This window comes from Natronococcus pandeyae, from assembly GCF_008122205.1.
GTDB lineage: Archaea > Halobacteriota > Halobacteria > Halobacteriales > Natrialbaceae > Natronococcus > Natronococcus pandeyae.
In genome coordinates, this window is record NZ_PHNJ01000004.1 from 60,887 (window position 1) to 76,434 (window position 15,548).

General features: G+C 62.6%; 13 protein-coding genes. 9 read left to right on the forward strand and 4 right to left on the reverse strand.

Annotated elements, in window-relative coordinates; all coding sequences use genetic code 11:
- The first annotated feature begins 73 nt into the window (after positions 1 to 73).
- The 4 genes from CV102_RS09225 (at position 74) to CV102_RS09240 (ending at position 3,620) form a co-directional block, all read left to right on the forward strand.
- Complete coding sequence (locus tag CV102_RS09225; RefSeq protein WP_148857680.1) at positions 74 to 496, forward strand: arsenate-mycothiol transferase ArsC; 423 nt, start codon at positions 74 to 76, stop codon at positions 494 to 496.
- Between the two features lie 21 nt (positions 497 to 517).
- Positions 518 to 1,846, forward strand: a complete 1,329-nt coding sequence (locus tag CV102_RS09230) for an MFS transporter (RefSeq protein WP_148857682.1) — start codon at positions 518 to 520, stop codon at positions 1,844 to 1,846.
- Positions 1,847 to 2,409: 563 nt separating this feature from the next.
- Positions 2,410 to 2,949, forward strand: a complete 540-nt coding sequence (locus CV102_RS09235; protein WP_233710654.1) for a zinc-dependent metalloprotease family protein — start codon at positions 2,410 to 2,412, stop codon at positions 2,947 to 2,949.
- A 155-nt stretch (positions 2,950 to 3,104) separates the two neighbouring features.
- The gene (locus tag CV102_RS09240) at positions 3,105 to 3,620 is read left to right on the forward strand and encodes an FxLYD domain-containing protein (RefSeq protein WP_233710655.1); all 516 of its coding nucleotides are present in this window, start codon (positions 3,105 to 3,107) and stop codon (positions 3,618 to 3,620) included.
- Positions 3,621 to 3,925: 305 nt separating this feature from the next.
- On the opposite strand, the gene CV102_RS25860 is transcribed toward CV102_RS09240, so the two are convergent.
- Positions 3,926 to 4,084 carry a hypothetical protein gene (locus tag CV102_RS25860; protein WP_187432907.1) on the reverse strand — a complete coding sequence of 53 codons (159 nt, stop codon included), beginning with the start codon at positions 4,082 to 4,084 and terminating at the stop codon, positions 3,926 to 3,928.
- 220 nt (positions 4,085 to 4,304) lie between these two features.
- Here CV102_RS25860 and CV102_RS09245 point away from each other — a divergent pair, with 220 nt between their 5' ends.
- Positions 4,305 to 6,782, forward strand: a complete 2,478-nt coding sequence (locus tag CV102_RS09245; protein ID WP_148857688.1) for an ATP-binding protein — start codon at positions 4,305 to 4,307, stop codon at positions 6,780 to 6,782.
- Between the two features lie 737 nt (positions 6,783 to 7,519).
- Here CV102_RS09245 and CV102_RS09255 read toward each other — a convergent pair.
- Positions 7,520 to 8,725 (reverse strand): outer membrane protein assembly factor BamB family protein, encoded by a 1,206-nt coding sequence (locus CV102_RS09255; RefSeq protein ID WP_233710656.1) that lies wholly within the window; start codon positions 8,723 to 8,725, stop codon positions 7,520 to 7,522.
- A gap of 376 nt (positions 8,726 to 9,101) precedes the next feature.
- Here CV102_RS09255 and CV102_RS09260 point away from each other — a divergent pair, with 376 nt between their 5' ends.
- The 3 genes from CV102_RS09260 to CV102_RS09270 all read left to right on the forward strand — a co-directional run bounded on the left by CV102_RS09260 (position 9,102) and on the right by CV102_RS09270 (position 13,231).
- Positions 9,102 to 9,875, forward strand: a complete 774-nt coding sequence (locus tag CV102_RS09260; RefSeq protein WP_148857694.1) for an enoyl-CoA hydratase/isomerase family protein — start codon at positions 9,102 to 9,104, stop codon at positions 9,873 to 9,875.
- A 187-nt stretch (positions 9,876 to 10,062) separates the two neighbouring features.
- Positions 10,063 to 12,351: a catalase gene (locus CV102_RS09265; protein ID WP_148857696.1), complete on the forward strand. Its 2,289-nt coding sequence runs from the start codon at positions 10,063 to 10,065 to the stop codon at positions 12,349 to 12,351.
- Positions 12,352 to 12,541: 190 nt separating this feature from the next.
- On the forward strand, positions 12,542 to 13,231 hold the full coding sequence (locus tag CV102_RS09270; protein WP_148857698.1) for a helix-turn-helix domain-containing protein: 690 nt from the start codon (positions 12,542 to 12,544) through the stop codon (positions 13,229 to 13,231).
- A 429-nt stretch (positions 13,232 to 13,660) separates the two neighbouring features.
- On the opposite strand, the gene CV102_RS09275 is transcribed toward CV102_RS09270, so the two are convergent.
- Entirely contained in the window at positions 13,661 to 14,113 is a 453-nt protein-coding gene (locus CV102_RS09275; protein WP_148857700.1) for a hypothetical protein, read from the reverse strand.
- 248 nt (positions 14,114 to 14,361) lie between these two features.
- Between CV102_RS09275 and CV102_RS09280 the strand changes: the two genes are divergently transcribed.
- Positions 14,362 to 15,093 carry a GNAT family N-acetyltransferase gene (locus tag CV102_RS09280; RefSeq protein WP_148857702.1) on the forward strand — a complete coding sequence of 244 codons (732 nt, stop codon included), beginning with the start codon at positions 14,362 to 14,364 and terminating at the stop codon, positions 15,091 to 15,093.
- A gap of 43 nt (positions 15,094 to 15,136) precedes the next feature.
- On the opposite strand, the gene CV102_RS09285 is transcribed toward CV102_RS09280, so the two are convergent.
- Complete coding sequence (locus CV102_RS09285) at positions 15,137 to 15,547, reverse strand: DUF2267 domain-containing protein (RefSeq protein WP_148857703.1); 411 nt, start codon at positions 15,545 to 15,547, stop codon at positions 15,137 to 15,139.
- Position 15,548: the final 1 nt, after the last annotated feature.

A 15,548-nucleotide genomic window follows, 5' to 3' on the forward strand; every position in this document is an offset into this window, starting at 1 on the left:
CGCTACCCTGGTAAATCGATATCGATTGATGGTATGTGCAAATCTATATACTACCCAGGCATGAACTACGACTATGACTAACGTCGCGTTCGTTTGCGTCGGGAACGCCGGTCGCAGTCAAATGGCGACTGCGTTCGCAGAACGGGAACGAGAGAAGCGGGGCCTCGACGCTACTGTCGAAATTGTCACCGGTTGCACCGATCCTCACGATTCTGTCCACGACAACGTGGTCGAGGCACTGCGAGAAGAGGGAACCGACGTCGAGGATCGCACTCCGCGCCAGATAACGCCCGACGACGTTTCCGGTGCCGAGTACGTTAGCACGATGGGTTGTTCGGCCGCTCAGTTCACGCCTGACGACTGGGCTGGAACGACTGAGCGCTGGGAGTTACCCCATCCGCGTAGTGACGACGCGGATACCGTCCGCGCTCAACGTGACGAAATCGAGAGCCGCGTCCAGGACCGTTTCGATCGACTCGAATCGTCGAGCAAGTGATTACTCGAGAGATCGCTACAGATGAGCCAAGAGCAAGTCACTGCCGAAACGGAGAGAACAGGTCCGCTGGACGTATTCCGCCAGTTCTTCTCTCTCCAGCGAGATGTCCTCGTGCTCTCGCTGGCGATGTTCGCGTTCAGTCTGGGCTTCCAGATGACCAATCGTTTCCTCCCGGAATACCTCGTCTTCCTCGGTGCAACGGGGTTTATCGTCGGCCTGTTCGCCACGCTCGGGAACGTTATCGGAGCTGTCTATCCCTACTACGGTGGAGTCGTCTCCGACCGCGTTGGATCACGATACGCGCTGACCGTCTTCGGGTTTCTCTCGACGTTCGGATTCGTAATCTGGCTGACCGCGGCTTACATCCCCGCGATCGACCTTGGAGTGATCGTCCTCGAGCCGTGGGTCTGGGTCTTCGTCGGCCTGCTACTCGCTCAGTGCTGGAAGTCGTTCGGAATCGGCGGCCACTACGCGATCGTCAAACAGGCGACTGAACCCAGTCGTTTGGCTCGCGGGTTTGCCAGTACGGAGACGTTCCGGCGGACGGCGTTCCTGATCGCGCCGCTGATCGTTGCCGTGCTCGTCGCTGATGAACTCATGCCCGGCTTCCTGTGGGTGCTCGCGATCGGCATCGTCTTCGCCATCCTCGGGACGGTCGCCCAGCACCTGCTGTATGAAGCCGACGAGGATTCCGTCGGCAAGGAGTTCGAGGGGTTCGGCCAGATCGCCGGTGACCTGCGAGCGCTCCCCGACCCGTTGCGGCCGCTGCTGGTAGCCGACACGTTCGTTCGGTTCGCCAACGGGATGGTGTACGTCTTCTTTATCCTGGTGATCACCCAGATGATGGAGATCGGGTTCACGGCGACGCTTCCCGTCGTCGGGACGATCGACCTCTCGCCGGCCGCGTTCTTCGGCCTTCTTCTAGGCGTCGAGATGCTGATCGCGTTGCTCTCGATGGCTCCGATGGCCAAAGTCGCCGAGTACACTGGTCTCAAGCCCGTCGTCGGCCTCGGTTTCTTCGTGTATGCGATCTTCCCGGTCATGCTGATATTCGCGCCTGAGAACGTCTGGATCCTGATCGCGCTGTTCGCCTTCTCGGGGCTACGATTCGCCGGCCTCCCAGCTCACAAGGCGCTGATCGTCGGTCCAGCCGAGCGAGGTGTCGGCGGTCGGGTCACCGGCTCGTACTACTTCGTTCGCGGGGCGATCGTGATTCCCAGCGGCGCGCTCGGTGGATACCTCTGGGAGTTCGTCAGCCCGGAGCTTTCGTTTACGATCGCGGCAATCATCGGAATGATTGGAGTCGTCTACTTCGCGATCTTCGGCCAGGAGTTCGAAGCCTATCAGTAGAATCGTTATTCGCACATTCCGACAACAGACGACGATCGCACCAATCACGCAACGGACAGACGTCAGCGGAGTGCTGCACTATAGTAGCCACTGAAAGTCAATGCACACCTGATCGCACAGCTGTCGTGCGATCAGTGTGTAAATCGTTTCAGTTGTTACTATAGACGTGCTCACGGACCGTTTTTGATAGAAGCCCGATACTCCCCATAGCCACCTGAGTTCTCTTCTTTGCCGGTGCCGTCCTCGGCCGCTACACGTCTTCGTGAGTCTCTGAGTTCGTTTTCTCGTATCGGGCACCTCTGCCGCATCAAGTGCAGTGAACTGTTTTCTAACCAGAAAAGATTTATCAGGTTGGTATATAGTCAGGCGGCATGAAGCGTCGTACCTTCCTTAAAGGGATGGGGACCACGGCTGGGGGCGTGGTTGCGCTCGACCAGGGAGTTCGTCGCATTCGAACGTCGAAGACGATAACTGTCGCAGTCTACCAGACGGACGAACTCACGAGTCGGTTCCGCGAAGCAGGACAGCACAGTGATACAGGCCAACGACTCGCTGAAGAAGCAGTGAACGGCATTCTCGACCCCCATTTCTCGAGTTCGCTCGAACTGGAGTACGAGACGCGCACCGTTCCACAGCACGTCGCATCACTGCCACCGACACTGTCGACGTTCAGCGACGAGTCTCGAGAGGCAGGGCAGTCGCTGGTGAACTGGACGGGGTACAACCGTCAGCGATCGTCAGTTGACACTCATATCCTGCTCTCCCACCACGCCGAGATTGGAACTGGAAACGGAATCGCATCCCCTGCGATACTTCCCACGTGCTGTGAGCCGGTCGATCGCTATGGGATCGCGTGGATGGCGGCCGAGCCGTCGGCTCTTTCCAGGGAGTTCGTGCGACAGACGATTGCACACGAAATCGGGCATACGATCGGGTTGCATCACTCCCACGGAACGAACATCGGGAGCGACAGATCGGTGATGTTAACGAGGTCGTACGCACAGCGGGTCGGCAGGAATCTCTTCGGAGAGCGTATCTGCCCAGCAGGGAGTAGGGTCTCTGAACTCAACGACGAGATATCCGAACACCACTTGCGCGTGTGATGGCCGTATCTCGATAGTAGTTTCAGAGAGGAAACCGAGACGAGTCCGGAGTATGATCACCGTAGCGCTCGCGAACGCTCTTCGGTCACAGCATAGGCAGCGTATACCCAAGTCTGAAACCAGTATATGTTGCCGTCACCATGCATAGACGGAAGGTGCTGCTTGGGACAGGTACCGCACTCTCAGCGATCATCGCTGGTTGCGCCAGTGATGATGCCGGCGATGAAAACGGATCCGACGACGAGGCTGACGACGCCGGTGCTGACGATGCAAACGGCGACGAGACTGACACTGATGACGACGACAACGGCACTGATGACGACGAGACCGGCACTGATGACGACGACGGCGACGACGACACCGAGGACGAAGAGACCGGGTCGGTGATCGAAGGGCTCGACATCACCGAAGACGAACTCGTCGGAGACGACCTCTCGTCCACGGTTTCGGGAGTCCTTGTCAACAATACGGGTGAGGACCTCGAGTCCGTCGAACTACACGTCGAGTTCTACGACGCAGACGGCGATCAGGTCGACGAGTCCGTCACGAGCACGGCCGAACTGGCGGACGAAGAGGAGTGGGCGTTCGAGGTGATGAGCGTGGAAGACGATATCGTGGACTACACGATCGAGATAACGAACGCAACGCCGTCGTATCAGTCTCCCACGTAGTTTCCACCGATCCGCGAGCACCGCTGTGGACGGGGAGTTCGATGGAGTCGACGATACCGTCGGCCCGGGAGCGGAGTCACTGGCAAATACTCTACAGGTGGCGCTGTAGAAGATGACGGACGTCCGGTCACTGTTCGATCGATGCAGTAACGCCGACAAGGTGGTACCGGGTGCCGAGTCGTAACTGTAAATTCGATATCAGGCGACGTGGCACATCGCGGCGCGGTATCTTCACGTTTCAGCGCTGCCCGCTGCTCGCAGCGAGATCGTCCGCACAGCGGGTCGGCAGGAATCGCTTGGAACCCTCACATGGCGTCGCCGAACTCCTCCGCTTCCCACTCGGAAACGAGTCGCTTGGCTAACTCGCGGGGTTTATGCTCGTAGACCAGGTGGTGCTCGAGATTCTCGTCATCCTCTATCGATTCGTTACAGACGGGGCAGTACACCGGCGACTTGGTAGACATACTCGAGATAGGCTGCAGACGGAAAAAAGCATCCCGTCGAAACGGGTCGTCGACGGCCCGGTACGCAAACGGATCGGAGGGTTCGAATCCGATCACGACGACCGAACCGAGCAGGAACGAGTTGTCCATTACAGGGAGAAAACGGCACCCTGAGAGATCGCGCGTCCGTTTCACATACGGTAGCAGAGAGCTTTTGCATCTGGCAGCATCAGTAACTCCAATGACGTCACCGTCCCATCGGGACGCGGATTCGGCGACCGCCGCTCGTCTTCGGCGACAGGAGGTGGTCACCGATCTCGCTCGCCGGGCCCTCGAAAGCGACGATTTCGACAAGTTCGTTCGCGATGCGGTGACCGTCGTCGTCGATACGGTGAACACGGAGTACGCAAACGTTCTCGAGCTCCGTCCCGCAGACGACGAGGCGGTTCTCCGAGCGGGCGTCGGCTGGGACGACGCCGCGAGCGAGAACGGGACGGTTCCGATCGGACAGGAATCTCGAGTCGACGACGTTCTCCGGTCGGACGGACCGATCGTCGGCGATCACGAATCGGACGGGACTGGGTCGGAGTCGGCGCTGCTCACGACCCACGATGTGGCGAGCGGGATCCGTGTCGCCGTCGGCTCCGGGGACGAGCCGTGGGGTGTCCTCGAGACCTACTCGAGCGAACGGCACGCGTACGACGACCCTGACGTCGAGTTCCTCCAGCGCGTCGCGGACGTCCTCTCCTCCGCGGCGGAGAACGTAGCCTCGGACCGCGATTCTCGGACGAAGCAGGCAGATCGAACCGTCTCGAAACCGTCACAGGAACGGATCGTCCGTACGCTCGAAACCGCCAGCGAGGGGATCAGCCTCCTCGACGAGGACGGTGAGTTCGTCTACGTGAACGACGCGTACGCCGACCTCTACCGGTACGACCCCGACGAGATGCTCGGGATGCACTGGGAAGCGCTCTGTCCGGAAGACGTAGTCGACGAGATCCACGAGGACGTCTTCCCGCGGCTCTCGTCCGGAGGGACCTGGACTGGGGAGGCTATCGGACTGCGTAGCGACGGCACGCAGTTCGTCGAAGATCACTCACTCTCGATGACGGACGACGGCGGCATGGTCTGTGTCGTTCGAGACGTCACCAAACAGCGACGACTCGAGGAGGAACTCGGCGAGGTCTACAGCCGAATCACGGACGCGTTCATCGGTCTCGATCCCGACTGGACGTTTACTCACGCCAACGACCGTGCCGCCGACCTCATCGGGGCCGAGAGTCAGGAACTGATCGGCCGGTCGCTGTGGGAGGCGTTCCCCGACGCCGAATCGACGCTCGAATCGAAGTTCCGGACGGCGATGGCGACCCAGGAGCCGGCGTCGTTCGAGGAGTACGTGCCGTCGCTCGACGCGTGGTTCGAGGTGAACGCGTACCCCTCCGAGACCGGCCTCTCGGTCTACTTCCGGGACGTGACCGAACAGAAGACCTTCGAGCGAGAGCTCCGGGAGAACAACTGGACGCTCCAGCGACTCTACGAGATCACGGCCGACTCGGAACACGGGTTCGACGAGAAGGTCGACCTCCTGCTCGAACTCGGTCGCGAACGGCTCGGTCTCGACGTCGGCTTCGTCGCCAGTATCGACGCGGACAGGGATCGGTTCGAGGTCGATTACGCGATCAGCGAGGACGAGCGACTGCAGCCGGGAACGACGACGTCGCTCTCGGAAACCTACTGCCAGCGAACGATCGAATCGGACGAGCTGCTGGCCCTGGACAACGTCCCGTCCCAGGGCGGAGTGGACGACCAATCCTACGAACGGTGGGATTTCGACGCCTACGTCGGGTCCAGGATCTCCCTCGACGGAGGCCAATACAAGACGATCTGCTTCGCCGACAGCTCGACCCGGACGGCGCCGTTTACGCCTGCGGAACGGAGCTTCGTCGAACTCGCCACCCAGTGGCTCAGTTACGAACTCGAGCGCCAGCAGTACCAGGGGGAACTCGAGGAACTCGTCGCGGAACTCGAGGAGTCGAACGAACGGCTGGAGCACTTCGCGTACGCGGCTTCACACGATCTCCAGGAGCCGCTGCGGATGGTAACGAGTTACCTCACGCTGATCGAGAGTCGGTACGACGACGCACTCGACGAGGACGGCCAGGAGTTCCTGGAGTTCGCCGTCGACGGCGCCGATCGGATGCGCCAGATGATCGACGGACTGCTCGCCTACTCCCGGGTCGACACGCGCGGCGATCCGTTCGCACCGGTCGACCTCGAGGACGTGCTCGCGGAGGTACAATCCGATCTCCAGATGCAAATCGAGGAGACGGACGCCGACGTCACCATCGAGTCGCTGCCGTACGTCGCCGGAGATTCCGATCAGCTTCGCCAACTCTTCCAGAACCTGCTCAGTAACGCGATCAAGTACAGCGGCGACGAGCCGCCTCGTGTACACGTCTCGGCCGAGCAGTCCGACGAGGGATGGGCCGTCTCGGTTCGCGACGAGGGGATCGGGATCGAATCGAACGAGATCGATGGGATATTCGAACTGTTCCAGCGACTGCACACGCACGACGAGGAGTCGGGGACCGGGATCGGCCTCGCGCTCTGCCAGCGCATCGTCGAACGCCACGACGGCGAGATCGAGGTCGACTCCGAACCCGGCGAAGGATCGAGGTTCACGATCACGCTGCCGCCGGCGGCGGCGCTCGAGGGCTGAAAGCGGCGGGCGGACGGCCCGATCGAGGCTACCAGCCGGCCACGTCGGGACGACAACTCGATCCCCGTCCGGTCTGACAGCTACGTGGCGTCGAACGAAACCCGCGTTACGTCTTTAGAGCCACAGGTCGGACAGCGCTGGTCGGGTGACTCGATCAGTCGGCCGCCGCAGCGACGACAGGTTCCGCGACTCGTGTCTCCGCTCTTCCCGCAGAGTGAACACCCTCGGTGGGTCCCTCTGAAGTGGGATCCACAGTCCGAGCACTCGTAGATACTCTGCATAGAAGAGGCTACGCTCGCGGCGCTCAAGTGGGTTTTCCCCCGCGCAGAGACCGTATTCGGATACTCCCGGGAGTAATCAGCGTCCGGTGAGACCACCACGAAAGCCCCTTTTTAATTCAACCCGAGATGGCTGGCCAGGCAGCCGACTCAGGTGGGACTTTCGTGGTGTTCATTCTCTCAGCGAGTCGGTGTACTCTCAGCACCGTCCACGCAGAGCGAAATCGGCGATTCGACGGCCCGGGATCGAGTCGTGGAGCCGTCGGGGTTTCACGTTCGAATCGGCCACCGTGGAACGGAAGACCACCCAACCCGACCTGGGCGACATCACGACGCTACCGATCGACCGATCCGACGCGCTCACCGCGGTAGACGTCTCGCGATCGAGGCGCGGCTCCGTCGATAGCCGACGACCGATCACCGAACGCCGTCGTCTCGGTCCGCTCGTCTCGAGAGCAGCTAGCTCGCACCGCCGAGACCGAGGAGCGAGCCGACGATTCCGGGACCGGAGAGTCCGTCAGCGCCGTCCTCGTCGTCGGTATCGGATTCGTCGTCGGCCGGCGTCTCGTTTTCGCGGTCGTCGCCGGTTCCCGCATCGTCGTCGGAAGTCTCGTCAGACTTCGTCCCGTTCGACGCGTCGTCCGTCGATCCGTGCGGCTCGCCGTGGTGACCGAGCGTGCCGAGGAGCACTCGGGAACAGTCGCTCGAGGCATCCCCGACGTCTACCGCGTACAGGTCGTGATCGTGGCTGCCGACGAACAGCGTACCGTCGACGACGGTCGGCGACGAAATCACGTAGTCGCCGGTTTCGATGCGCCACGCTTCGTCGCCCGACTTCGCGTCGATCGCGTAGACATTCGCGTCGTAACTGCCGACGTAGACGGTGTCGTCGGCGACCGTCGGCGACGACTCCACGAAGGAATCGGTTTCGAAGCGCCAGACCACCTCGTCCGACTCCGCGTCGATCGCGTACGCGTTTCCGTCGAGACTCCCGACGAAGACGGTGCCGTCGGCGACGGTCGGCGAGGATCGGATCGGTCCGTCGGTTTCGACGCGCCACGCTTCGTCGCCCGACCTCGTGTCGATCGCGTACACGTTGCTGTCGTCGCTTCCGACGTAGACGGTGCCGTCGGCCACAGTCGGCGACGACTCGACAACGTCGTCGGTCTCGACGCGCCAGGCCTCCTCGCCGGACTCCGAATCGATCGCGTAGACGTGGTTGTCGTCGCTCCCGACGTAAACGGTGTCGTCGGCGACCGTGGGCGACGACAGGATCCAGTCGCCGGTCTCGAAGCGCCACCGTTCTTCGCCCGTGGCCGACTCGAGCGCGTAGAGGTGAGTGTCGTAACTCCCGGCGAAGACGGTGCCGTTTGCGACCGTGGGCGACGCGTCTACGACGTCGTCGGTCTCGACGCTCCAGGCCTCCTCGCCGGACGCCGCGTCGACCGCGAGGACGGCGCCCCCGTTGGTGCCGACGAAGACGGTGTCGTCGGCGACGGTTGGCGAAGACCGAACCGGTCCGCTGGTCTCGACGCGCCAGGCCTCCTCGCCGGACGCCGCGTCGACGGCGTAGACGGCGCCGTCCCAGCTACCGACGTACGCGGTGCCGTCGACCACCGTCGGCGACGACTCGACCGCGTCGTCGGTCTCGAAGCGCCACTGCACGGTCCCCGTCGATTCCCGCGCCGTCGCCGGCACCGCGCTCCCGACGCCGGCAACCGTCGCGATTCCAGTGCCCGCTGCGAGTCGACAGAACCGTCGCCGATCGGTTCAGATGCCGATCGACCGCTCATCCCCGCTCGATCGCCTATCTAACATCATATTGACTAGTCATTTCTCCGTGATAAAATCACCGAGCGCTGCCGGTTCCTGATCGACGGACGCCGACGGGGGCGGCAGTATCGCGCGGGCCAAGGAGATCCTCGCAATCCGGTGTCTGCGCGGTGACGATTGCAGCTGTCAGTCCGCAGGCGACCATCGCCCGCGAAACCGAAGCCGATTCCCGGCGGCTTTTTAATACCGTCCGTCGAACCCGTCTGCCATGGCATGGGATACCGTCCGTCTGGACTGGGACGACGACGTTGCGACGCTGACGATCGACCGACCCGACGCGCTCAACGCGCTCGATGTGGCCACCCTCGAGGCGATGGAGGAGGCGATCGCGGAGGCCGCCGACGGCGACGCGCGAACGCTCGTGCTCACGGGCGCCGGTGACGACGCGTTCATCGCCGGCGCGGACATCGGCTACATGCAGGAGCTTTCGACCGAAGAGGCCCAGGAGTGGGGCGAACTCGGCCACTCGGTTGCCGACGCCCTCGAGACGTTCCCGGCGCCGACGATCGCCGCCGTCAACGGCTACGCGTTCGGCGGCGGCTGTGAGATGGCCCTCGCCTGCGACCTCCGGGTCGCGAGCGAGTCCGCGCTGATCGGCAACACCGAGATCGATCTCGGCATCATTCCGGGCTGGGGGGCGACCCAGCGGCTGCCTCGACTCGTCGGCGACGAGACGGCCAGGCGGCTGATCTTCCTCGGCGAACGACTCGATGCGGAGAGCGCCGCCGAGGTCGGCCTGGTCGGCGAGGTCGTTCCGGACGAGGACCTCGAGTCGACGGTCACCGAACTCGCGAACCGCCTCGCGTCGAAGCCGCCGTTCGCCCTCCAGGCGGCGAAGCAGTCGATAAACCAGTTCGGCGAAGGCTCCCGAACGAGCGGGCTCGACTACGAGAAACGAACGTTCGCCAGCCTGTTCGGATCGCACGACCAGCGCGAGGGGATGTCGGCGTTCCTCGAGGACCGAGAGCCGTCCTTCGAGTGAACGGGCGCCGCAGACGGGGTCTCTTCGACTCGTTTTTCGATCCGTTCGGGGTCTGCAAGCATGTGACGGGATAGACGTTAGGGCCGCGTCCGTTGAACGCAGCGACGGCAGCCACTGCTTCGAGAAACGGGGCCGATACTCGCGTTACCCGTCTTCTCGGTCAACGTGTGCGAACGCCGACCTACCAATGACAGCAGACGATCCAACCGAACACGACCGAGAGCAAGACCGAAATGCGGAACCAACTGCCGACGGCGATTCGGGCCGAGAAGAGACTCGAGCGGACGGCTCGGGTGCCGGCCCCGGATCGACGGGGACGAGCGACGACGCTGGCGGACAGGTAGACGAGAACAGCAAACACGAGCAACTCGACGAGGTCCGCGAGAATCCGGAGGGGGAGAAGCTGACGACCGATCACGGCGTCAAGGTCAGCGACACCGACAACTCCCTGAAGGCGGGCGAGCGCGGCCCGACGATCATGGAGGACTTCCACTTCCGGGAGAAGATGACGCAGTTCGACCACGAGTCGATCCCGGAGCGGGTCGTCCACGCCCGCGGGACGGGCGCCCACGGCTACTTCCAGCCCTACGACGATCCGGACCTCGGCGACGAGTACGACGACATCGAGGAGCTAACGAAAGCGAAGGTATTGACCGATTCCGACCAGAAGACACCAGTGTTCACCCGGTTCTCGACGGTCGTCGGCTCCCGGGGCTCGTCCGACACCGTCCGGGACGTCCGCGGCTTCGCGACCAAGTTCTACACCGAGGAGGGTAACTGGGACCTCGTCGGGAACAACATGCCGCCCTTCTTCATCCAGGACGCGATGGAGTTTCCGGATCTGGTGCACGCGATCAAACCCGAGCCCGACGACGGGATGCCCCAGGCTTCGGCGGCCCACGACACCTTCTGGGACTTCGCCTCGCTGAAACCCGAGATCACGCACATGATCATGTGGGTGCTCTCGGGGCGGGCCCTCCCGCGAGCCTATCGCATGATGCAGGGCTTCGGCGTTCACACGTTCCGACTGGTCAACGACGACGGCGAGTCGGTGTTCGTCAAGTTCCACTGGACGCCCAAGCTCGGCACCCACCAGCTCGTCTGGGACGAGACGACGAAGCTCTGGGGGAAGGAATCGGACTTCAACCGGAAGGGCCTCTACGACGTCATCGAGGAGGGGTACGACCCCGAGTGGGAACTCGGCGTCCAGATCTTCGACGAGGAGCAGGCCGAGGAGTTCGACTTCGACGTCCTCGACCCGACGAAGATCGTCCCCGAAACCGAAGTTCCGGTACGGCCGATCGGGAAGATGGTGCTCAACGAGACTCCCGACAACTTCTTTGCGGAGGTCGAGCAGGTCGCGTTCCACCCCGGCAACGTCGTCCCCGGGATCGACTTCTCGAACGATCCGCTCTTGCAGGGACGACTGTTCTCCTACCAGGACACCCAGCTCAACCGCTTCGGCGGCGCCAACTGGGACGAGATCCCGATCAACCGGCCGATCACCGAGCGACACAACAACCAGCGCGCCGGCTTCATGCGCCAGGAGATCAACGAGGGCAAGGTCTCCTACAAACCCAACTCGATCGGCGACGACGATCCGCAGGAAGCCTCCGCCGAGGAGGGCGGCTACGAACACTACGCCGAGAAGGTAGATGGGAAGAAGATCCGCAACCGCAGCGACAGCTTCGGGGACCACTTCACGCAGGCGCGGCTGTTCTGGAACAGCATGAGCGAACCGGAGAAACAGAACATCGTCGACGCCGCACACTTCGAACTCGGCAAGGTCGAGCGCGTGGAGATCCGCGAGCGGATGGTTTACGATCTGTTCAACAACGTCGACCACGAGTTCGCCACGCGCGTCGCCGAGGGAATCGGTATCGAGCCGCCCGAGGAGCCCGGCGACGAGATGCCGACCCACGACAGGGAGGATCCGTCGCTCAGCATGGAAAACCGGACTCCGGACACGATCGAGACCCGCAAGATCGCGGTGCTTCTCGACGACGGGTTCGACGACGAGCACGTCTCTGAGCTCCGATCGGCGCTGGAGGAAGAGGGTGCACGAGTCAAGATCATCTCGAAGGTCCTCGGAGAGAAATCGGGAACCGAGGGCGAGACGGTCGAAGCCGACAAGCACCACGTCGCGGCGGCCTCGGTCGCGTTCGACGCGATCGTCGTCCCCGGCGGCGAGCAGAGCGTCGACGCGATGCGCCAGCAGGGCGATCCGAAGCAGTTCGTCGCCGAGGCGTTCAAACACTACAAGCCGATCGCCGCGCTCGGCGACGGAATCGAACTCTTCGAGGACGTCGAACTCCCCGACGTCGACCTCGCCGGCGACGGGGACGACCTCGTCTCGGACCAGGGCGTCGTGACCTGTCGCGACGACGGCGAACTGGACGCGTTCGTCGAGGAGTTCGTCGATGCGATCGCCCAGCACCGTCACTGGGGCCGAGATCCGAAAGAAGTTCCCGCCTGATCCGGGCGGGCCCGCCGTCGGCGTTCGATCCGCCGGCAGCGGATGTGTGCCCCGATCGACTGCTCACTGGGGCTGTGAACGGATAACGTGCAATGAGAGTCATAGTTCGACGTCAGTCACGAGGATTGGATGGCGGGAAACGCTACCGGTAGCGTAACTGGTCTATACAGATTTGTGGACTGTACTGGTGATGACGACAGTCGTCGATCTCGAGATTCCGGCCGACCGGCTTGGGATTGCCCACGCGTTCGATCGTGTTTCGACGCTCGAGTTTCATATCGGTGGGATGATCGGTGACTTTCCCCCGCTGGTCTGGGTATCGGGTCCGGACCAGCGAACCGTTCGACGAGCACTCGAGGCGGATCCGTCGGTGGAGATCATCGCGGATCTGACCGACGATCCCCGGACCGAACGCGAGGGCGACGACTGGGTGCGTGATCGGTGGCTGTACCGTCTCGAGTTGGGAAGCCGGGTCAAACTGTTCCAGCAACTGGTCTCGGAGAACGAGGGAGCGATCCTGGAAGCCAGCGGGCAAGACGAGTACTGGTCGGTGCAGTTGCTCTTCCACGATCGTCGGGCCGTCTCCGAGTGTCACGCGATGTTCGACCAGTACGACTTCCGGGTGAACGTCGCCCGGGTCACCGGGATGAGCGATCTTCCGAGTACGCGGACGCCGCTCACCGAGACCCAGTACGAGACGATCTGCAAGGCCCACGAACTGGGGTACTTCGACGTGCCCCGGGAGGTGACGCTGAAAGAACTCGCGGCTGAACTGGATATCTCCCATCAGGCGCTCTCCGAGCGTCTTCGCCGGAGTCACGCCGCCCTCATCAGCGCCGAACTGTCGAACGATATCGCGCCGCCGAAGATCGACCCGTGAGGCCGTCTCCGAGCTGCGGCGAGTCCTGTTCCTCTCCTGCTAGGCCAACTGGACGGATGACAACATCCGAATATGACTGTAGGGGGTTTTGCAAATAATTTGGTTTTCGAGGAGGAATGGTGGAATAACAACCCATTCCACTGCGAATCGGGACGTTTTCGCGCCAATAACTAGCTTTAATAGTTGATAGAGTAACAATGTAGTGTCGGCCTGGTCGCCGACGCCCAACGGCCTTGCTACGCGGTCCAGGAAGTGCCGGTGGATGACTCATGCTCAATCAACTTCAGCGGTCACTCGTGGCTGTGTGACCGCTTCACTGTGGGATTCGGGTCGTGCCTCGCCCAGGCGCGATCCCGTATCCGTTCCGAAGAAGAGACCACTCTGCGCCCTTCGATGCAGGCGATCGTCTCGCTTCTCGAGTCCCGTTCGTCAATCCGCGTGTGGGACGCGCCTCGTTCCGTCCGTCTCTGACGGTGCCTGGAGAGCCGTGTGCGCGTGAAACGCGACCGAAAAGTCCTGCGGACTGGGGATCGCACAGGCGAGCCAGCCGATCAGCGCTGCCGTAACGACCGGCGACTGGGTAGTCGCGCTTCCGATCGTGACGAACAGGATGGCCGGGACGGCGAGGACCAGGGGGGCGAGGGCTGCGATGCGGAGGATCCAGGGCGGTTCGGCACCGGTCGGGTGTGGCTGGACGACCGCCCACGGACAGCTCCGTACCAGTCCGAGGACGCCGTCCCGCCGATCCGGTGCGTACGAAATCGTGTAGTCGATGGCAGCGAGCCGAAGCACGAGGGCGTGTGACCACTCGTGAGCGATCAATCCGAGCACGACGATCACTGCGAGCGCGCCGCCAGTAATCAGTAGTTCCGTTCCGAGCATAGCAGGTGCAAGCCGTTTATATTCGGCGTCGGGCAGACCCCGTTCGAGTTACCCCACGCATCTCTGTGGTAGGAGTAGTACGGTATTACTGTCCGGCTTCACATATTGAGGTATTATATCGACGACTGAAACGGTTTGCACCCGATTACAGAGCCGCCGTGCGATCGGGTGTACACTGACGTTCAGCGGCTACTACAGATATCGACTGGCTGGCTAACGGTTAAGTTCGTGGGGAGGTATTGCATACCATGGCACTTCGTGATTCCCTCGAGTTTGGCCACGCGGACCGCAAGCAAATCTACGAGTACGTAGAGCGCCAGGGTGCAGTCGATCCCGCGAAGGCACAGGACCGTCTCGGCATCGATCCCGGCGGCTTTCGTCACCACGTCGCGATCCTGAAGCGAGACGGTCGTCTCGAGGAAACGGACGGGACCCTTCGGGTAACGATCGACGCAGGGGCCGAAGAGGAGTACCGCTCCGAAGACCTCGAGTTCCACATTCGGCCGGCGAGACAGGAGGACCTCTCGGGCATCATCGGCGCGATCCGGCAGGTCGCCGAGGAGCGAACGTACATCGAAGCCGAGAGCGTCGCCGACGAGATCGACCACGAGGAGACCCTGTTGCGCCACAACGAACTCGAGTCACGGATGTTCTTCGTCGCGACCGTCAACGACGAGGTCGTCGGCTGGGTCCACCTCCACGCGCCGGAGCTGGAGAAGCTCTCCCACACCGCCGAACTCACCGTCGGCGTCCTCGAGGGCTACCGCGGGCACGGCATCGGTGCGCACCTCCTCTCGCGAGGCCTCGAGTGGGCGGCTTCGAACGGCTACGAGAAGGTCTACCAGAGCGTCCCGTCGACGAACGAGGACGCGATCGCCTTCCTCGAGGAACACGACTGGGAGACCGAGGCGGTCCGGGAGGACCACTACAAGCTAAACGGTCACTACGTCGACGAAGTGATGATGGCTGTCGAACTCTGAGCGTTCGACAGCGGCCAAAAATCGACGAACGGATCGCGACCGATCAGGCCGGGCTACTTTCGCTCTCTGCAATCTCGAACAGATCGTCGTACCCTTCGTCGGTCGGAAGCTGGTCCTTGAGGTCCTCGAGTGCGCCTTCCGTAACCGCCTCTTCGACGACGTCGAGGACGACCTGCGCGTGGAAGGCGGCGTCGGCGGCGTCGTTCTCGCCGATCTCCTCGCGGTCGGCGACGCGGTCGACGAACTCGTCGAATTCGAAAGGCTCGACGTCGTCGACGTCCTCGAGGAACCGACCGAGCTCCTCGGGGAGCTGCGACCCGACGTTCTCCGCCTGTCCCGGATCGACGCGCTCGGAGAGCGTTGTCAGGGTCGCACGGGAGATGCTCAGTGCGGCCTCTCGGGAGTCGAGCTGTGCGCGGTGTTGCACCTCGCCGATGAAGTTGTCGTACTGCATA

Bases quoted from the DNA above. Each gene is read 5' to 3' on its own strand.
- CV102_RS09225 (WP_148857680.1), top strand. From the start codon at position 74: ATGACTAACGTCGCGTTCGTTTGCGTCGGGAACGCCGGTCGCAGTCAA.
- CV102_RS09230 (WP_148857682.1), top strand. From the start codon at position 518: ATGAGCCAAGAGCAAGTCACTGCCGAAACGGAGAGAACAGGTCCGCTG.
- CV102_RS25860 (WP_187432907.1), bottom strand. From the start codon at position 4,084: ATGTCTACCAAGTCGCCGGTGTACTGCCCCGTCTGTAACGAATCGATA.
- CV102_RS09245 (WP_148857688.1), top strand. From the start codon at position 4,305: ATGACGTCACCGTCCCATCGGGACGCGGATTCGGCGACCGCCGCTCGT.
- CV102_RS09260 (WP_148857694.1), top strand. From the start codon at position 9,102: ATGGCATGGGATACCGTCCGTCTGGACTGGGACGACGACGTTGCGACG.
- CV102_RS09265 (WP_148857696.1), top strand. From the start codon at position 10,063: ATGACAGCAGACGATCCAACCGAACACGACCGAGAGCAAGACCGAAAT.
- CV102_RS09270 (WP_148857698.1), top strand. From the start codon at position 12,542: ATGACGACAGTCGTCGATCTCGAGATTCCGGCCGACCGGCTTGGGATT.
- CV102_RS09275 (WP_148857700.1), bottom strand. From the start codon at position 14,113: ATGCTCGGAACGGAACTACTGATTACTGGCGGCGCGCTCGCAGTGATC.
- CV102_RS09280 (WP_148857702.1), top strand. From the start codon at position 14,362: ATGGCACTTCGTGATTCCCTCGAGTTTGGCCACGCGGACCGCAAGCAA.
- CV102_RS09285 (WP_148857703.1), bottom strand. From the start codon at position 15,547: ATGCAGTACGACAACTTCATCGGCGAGGTGCAACACCGCGCACAGCTC.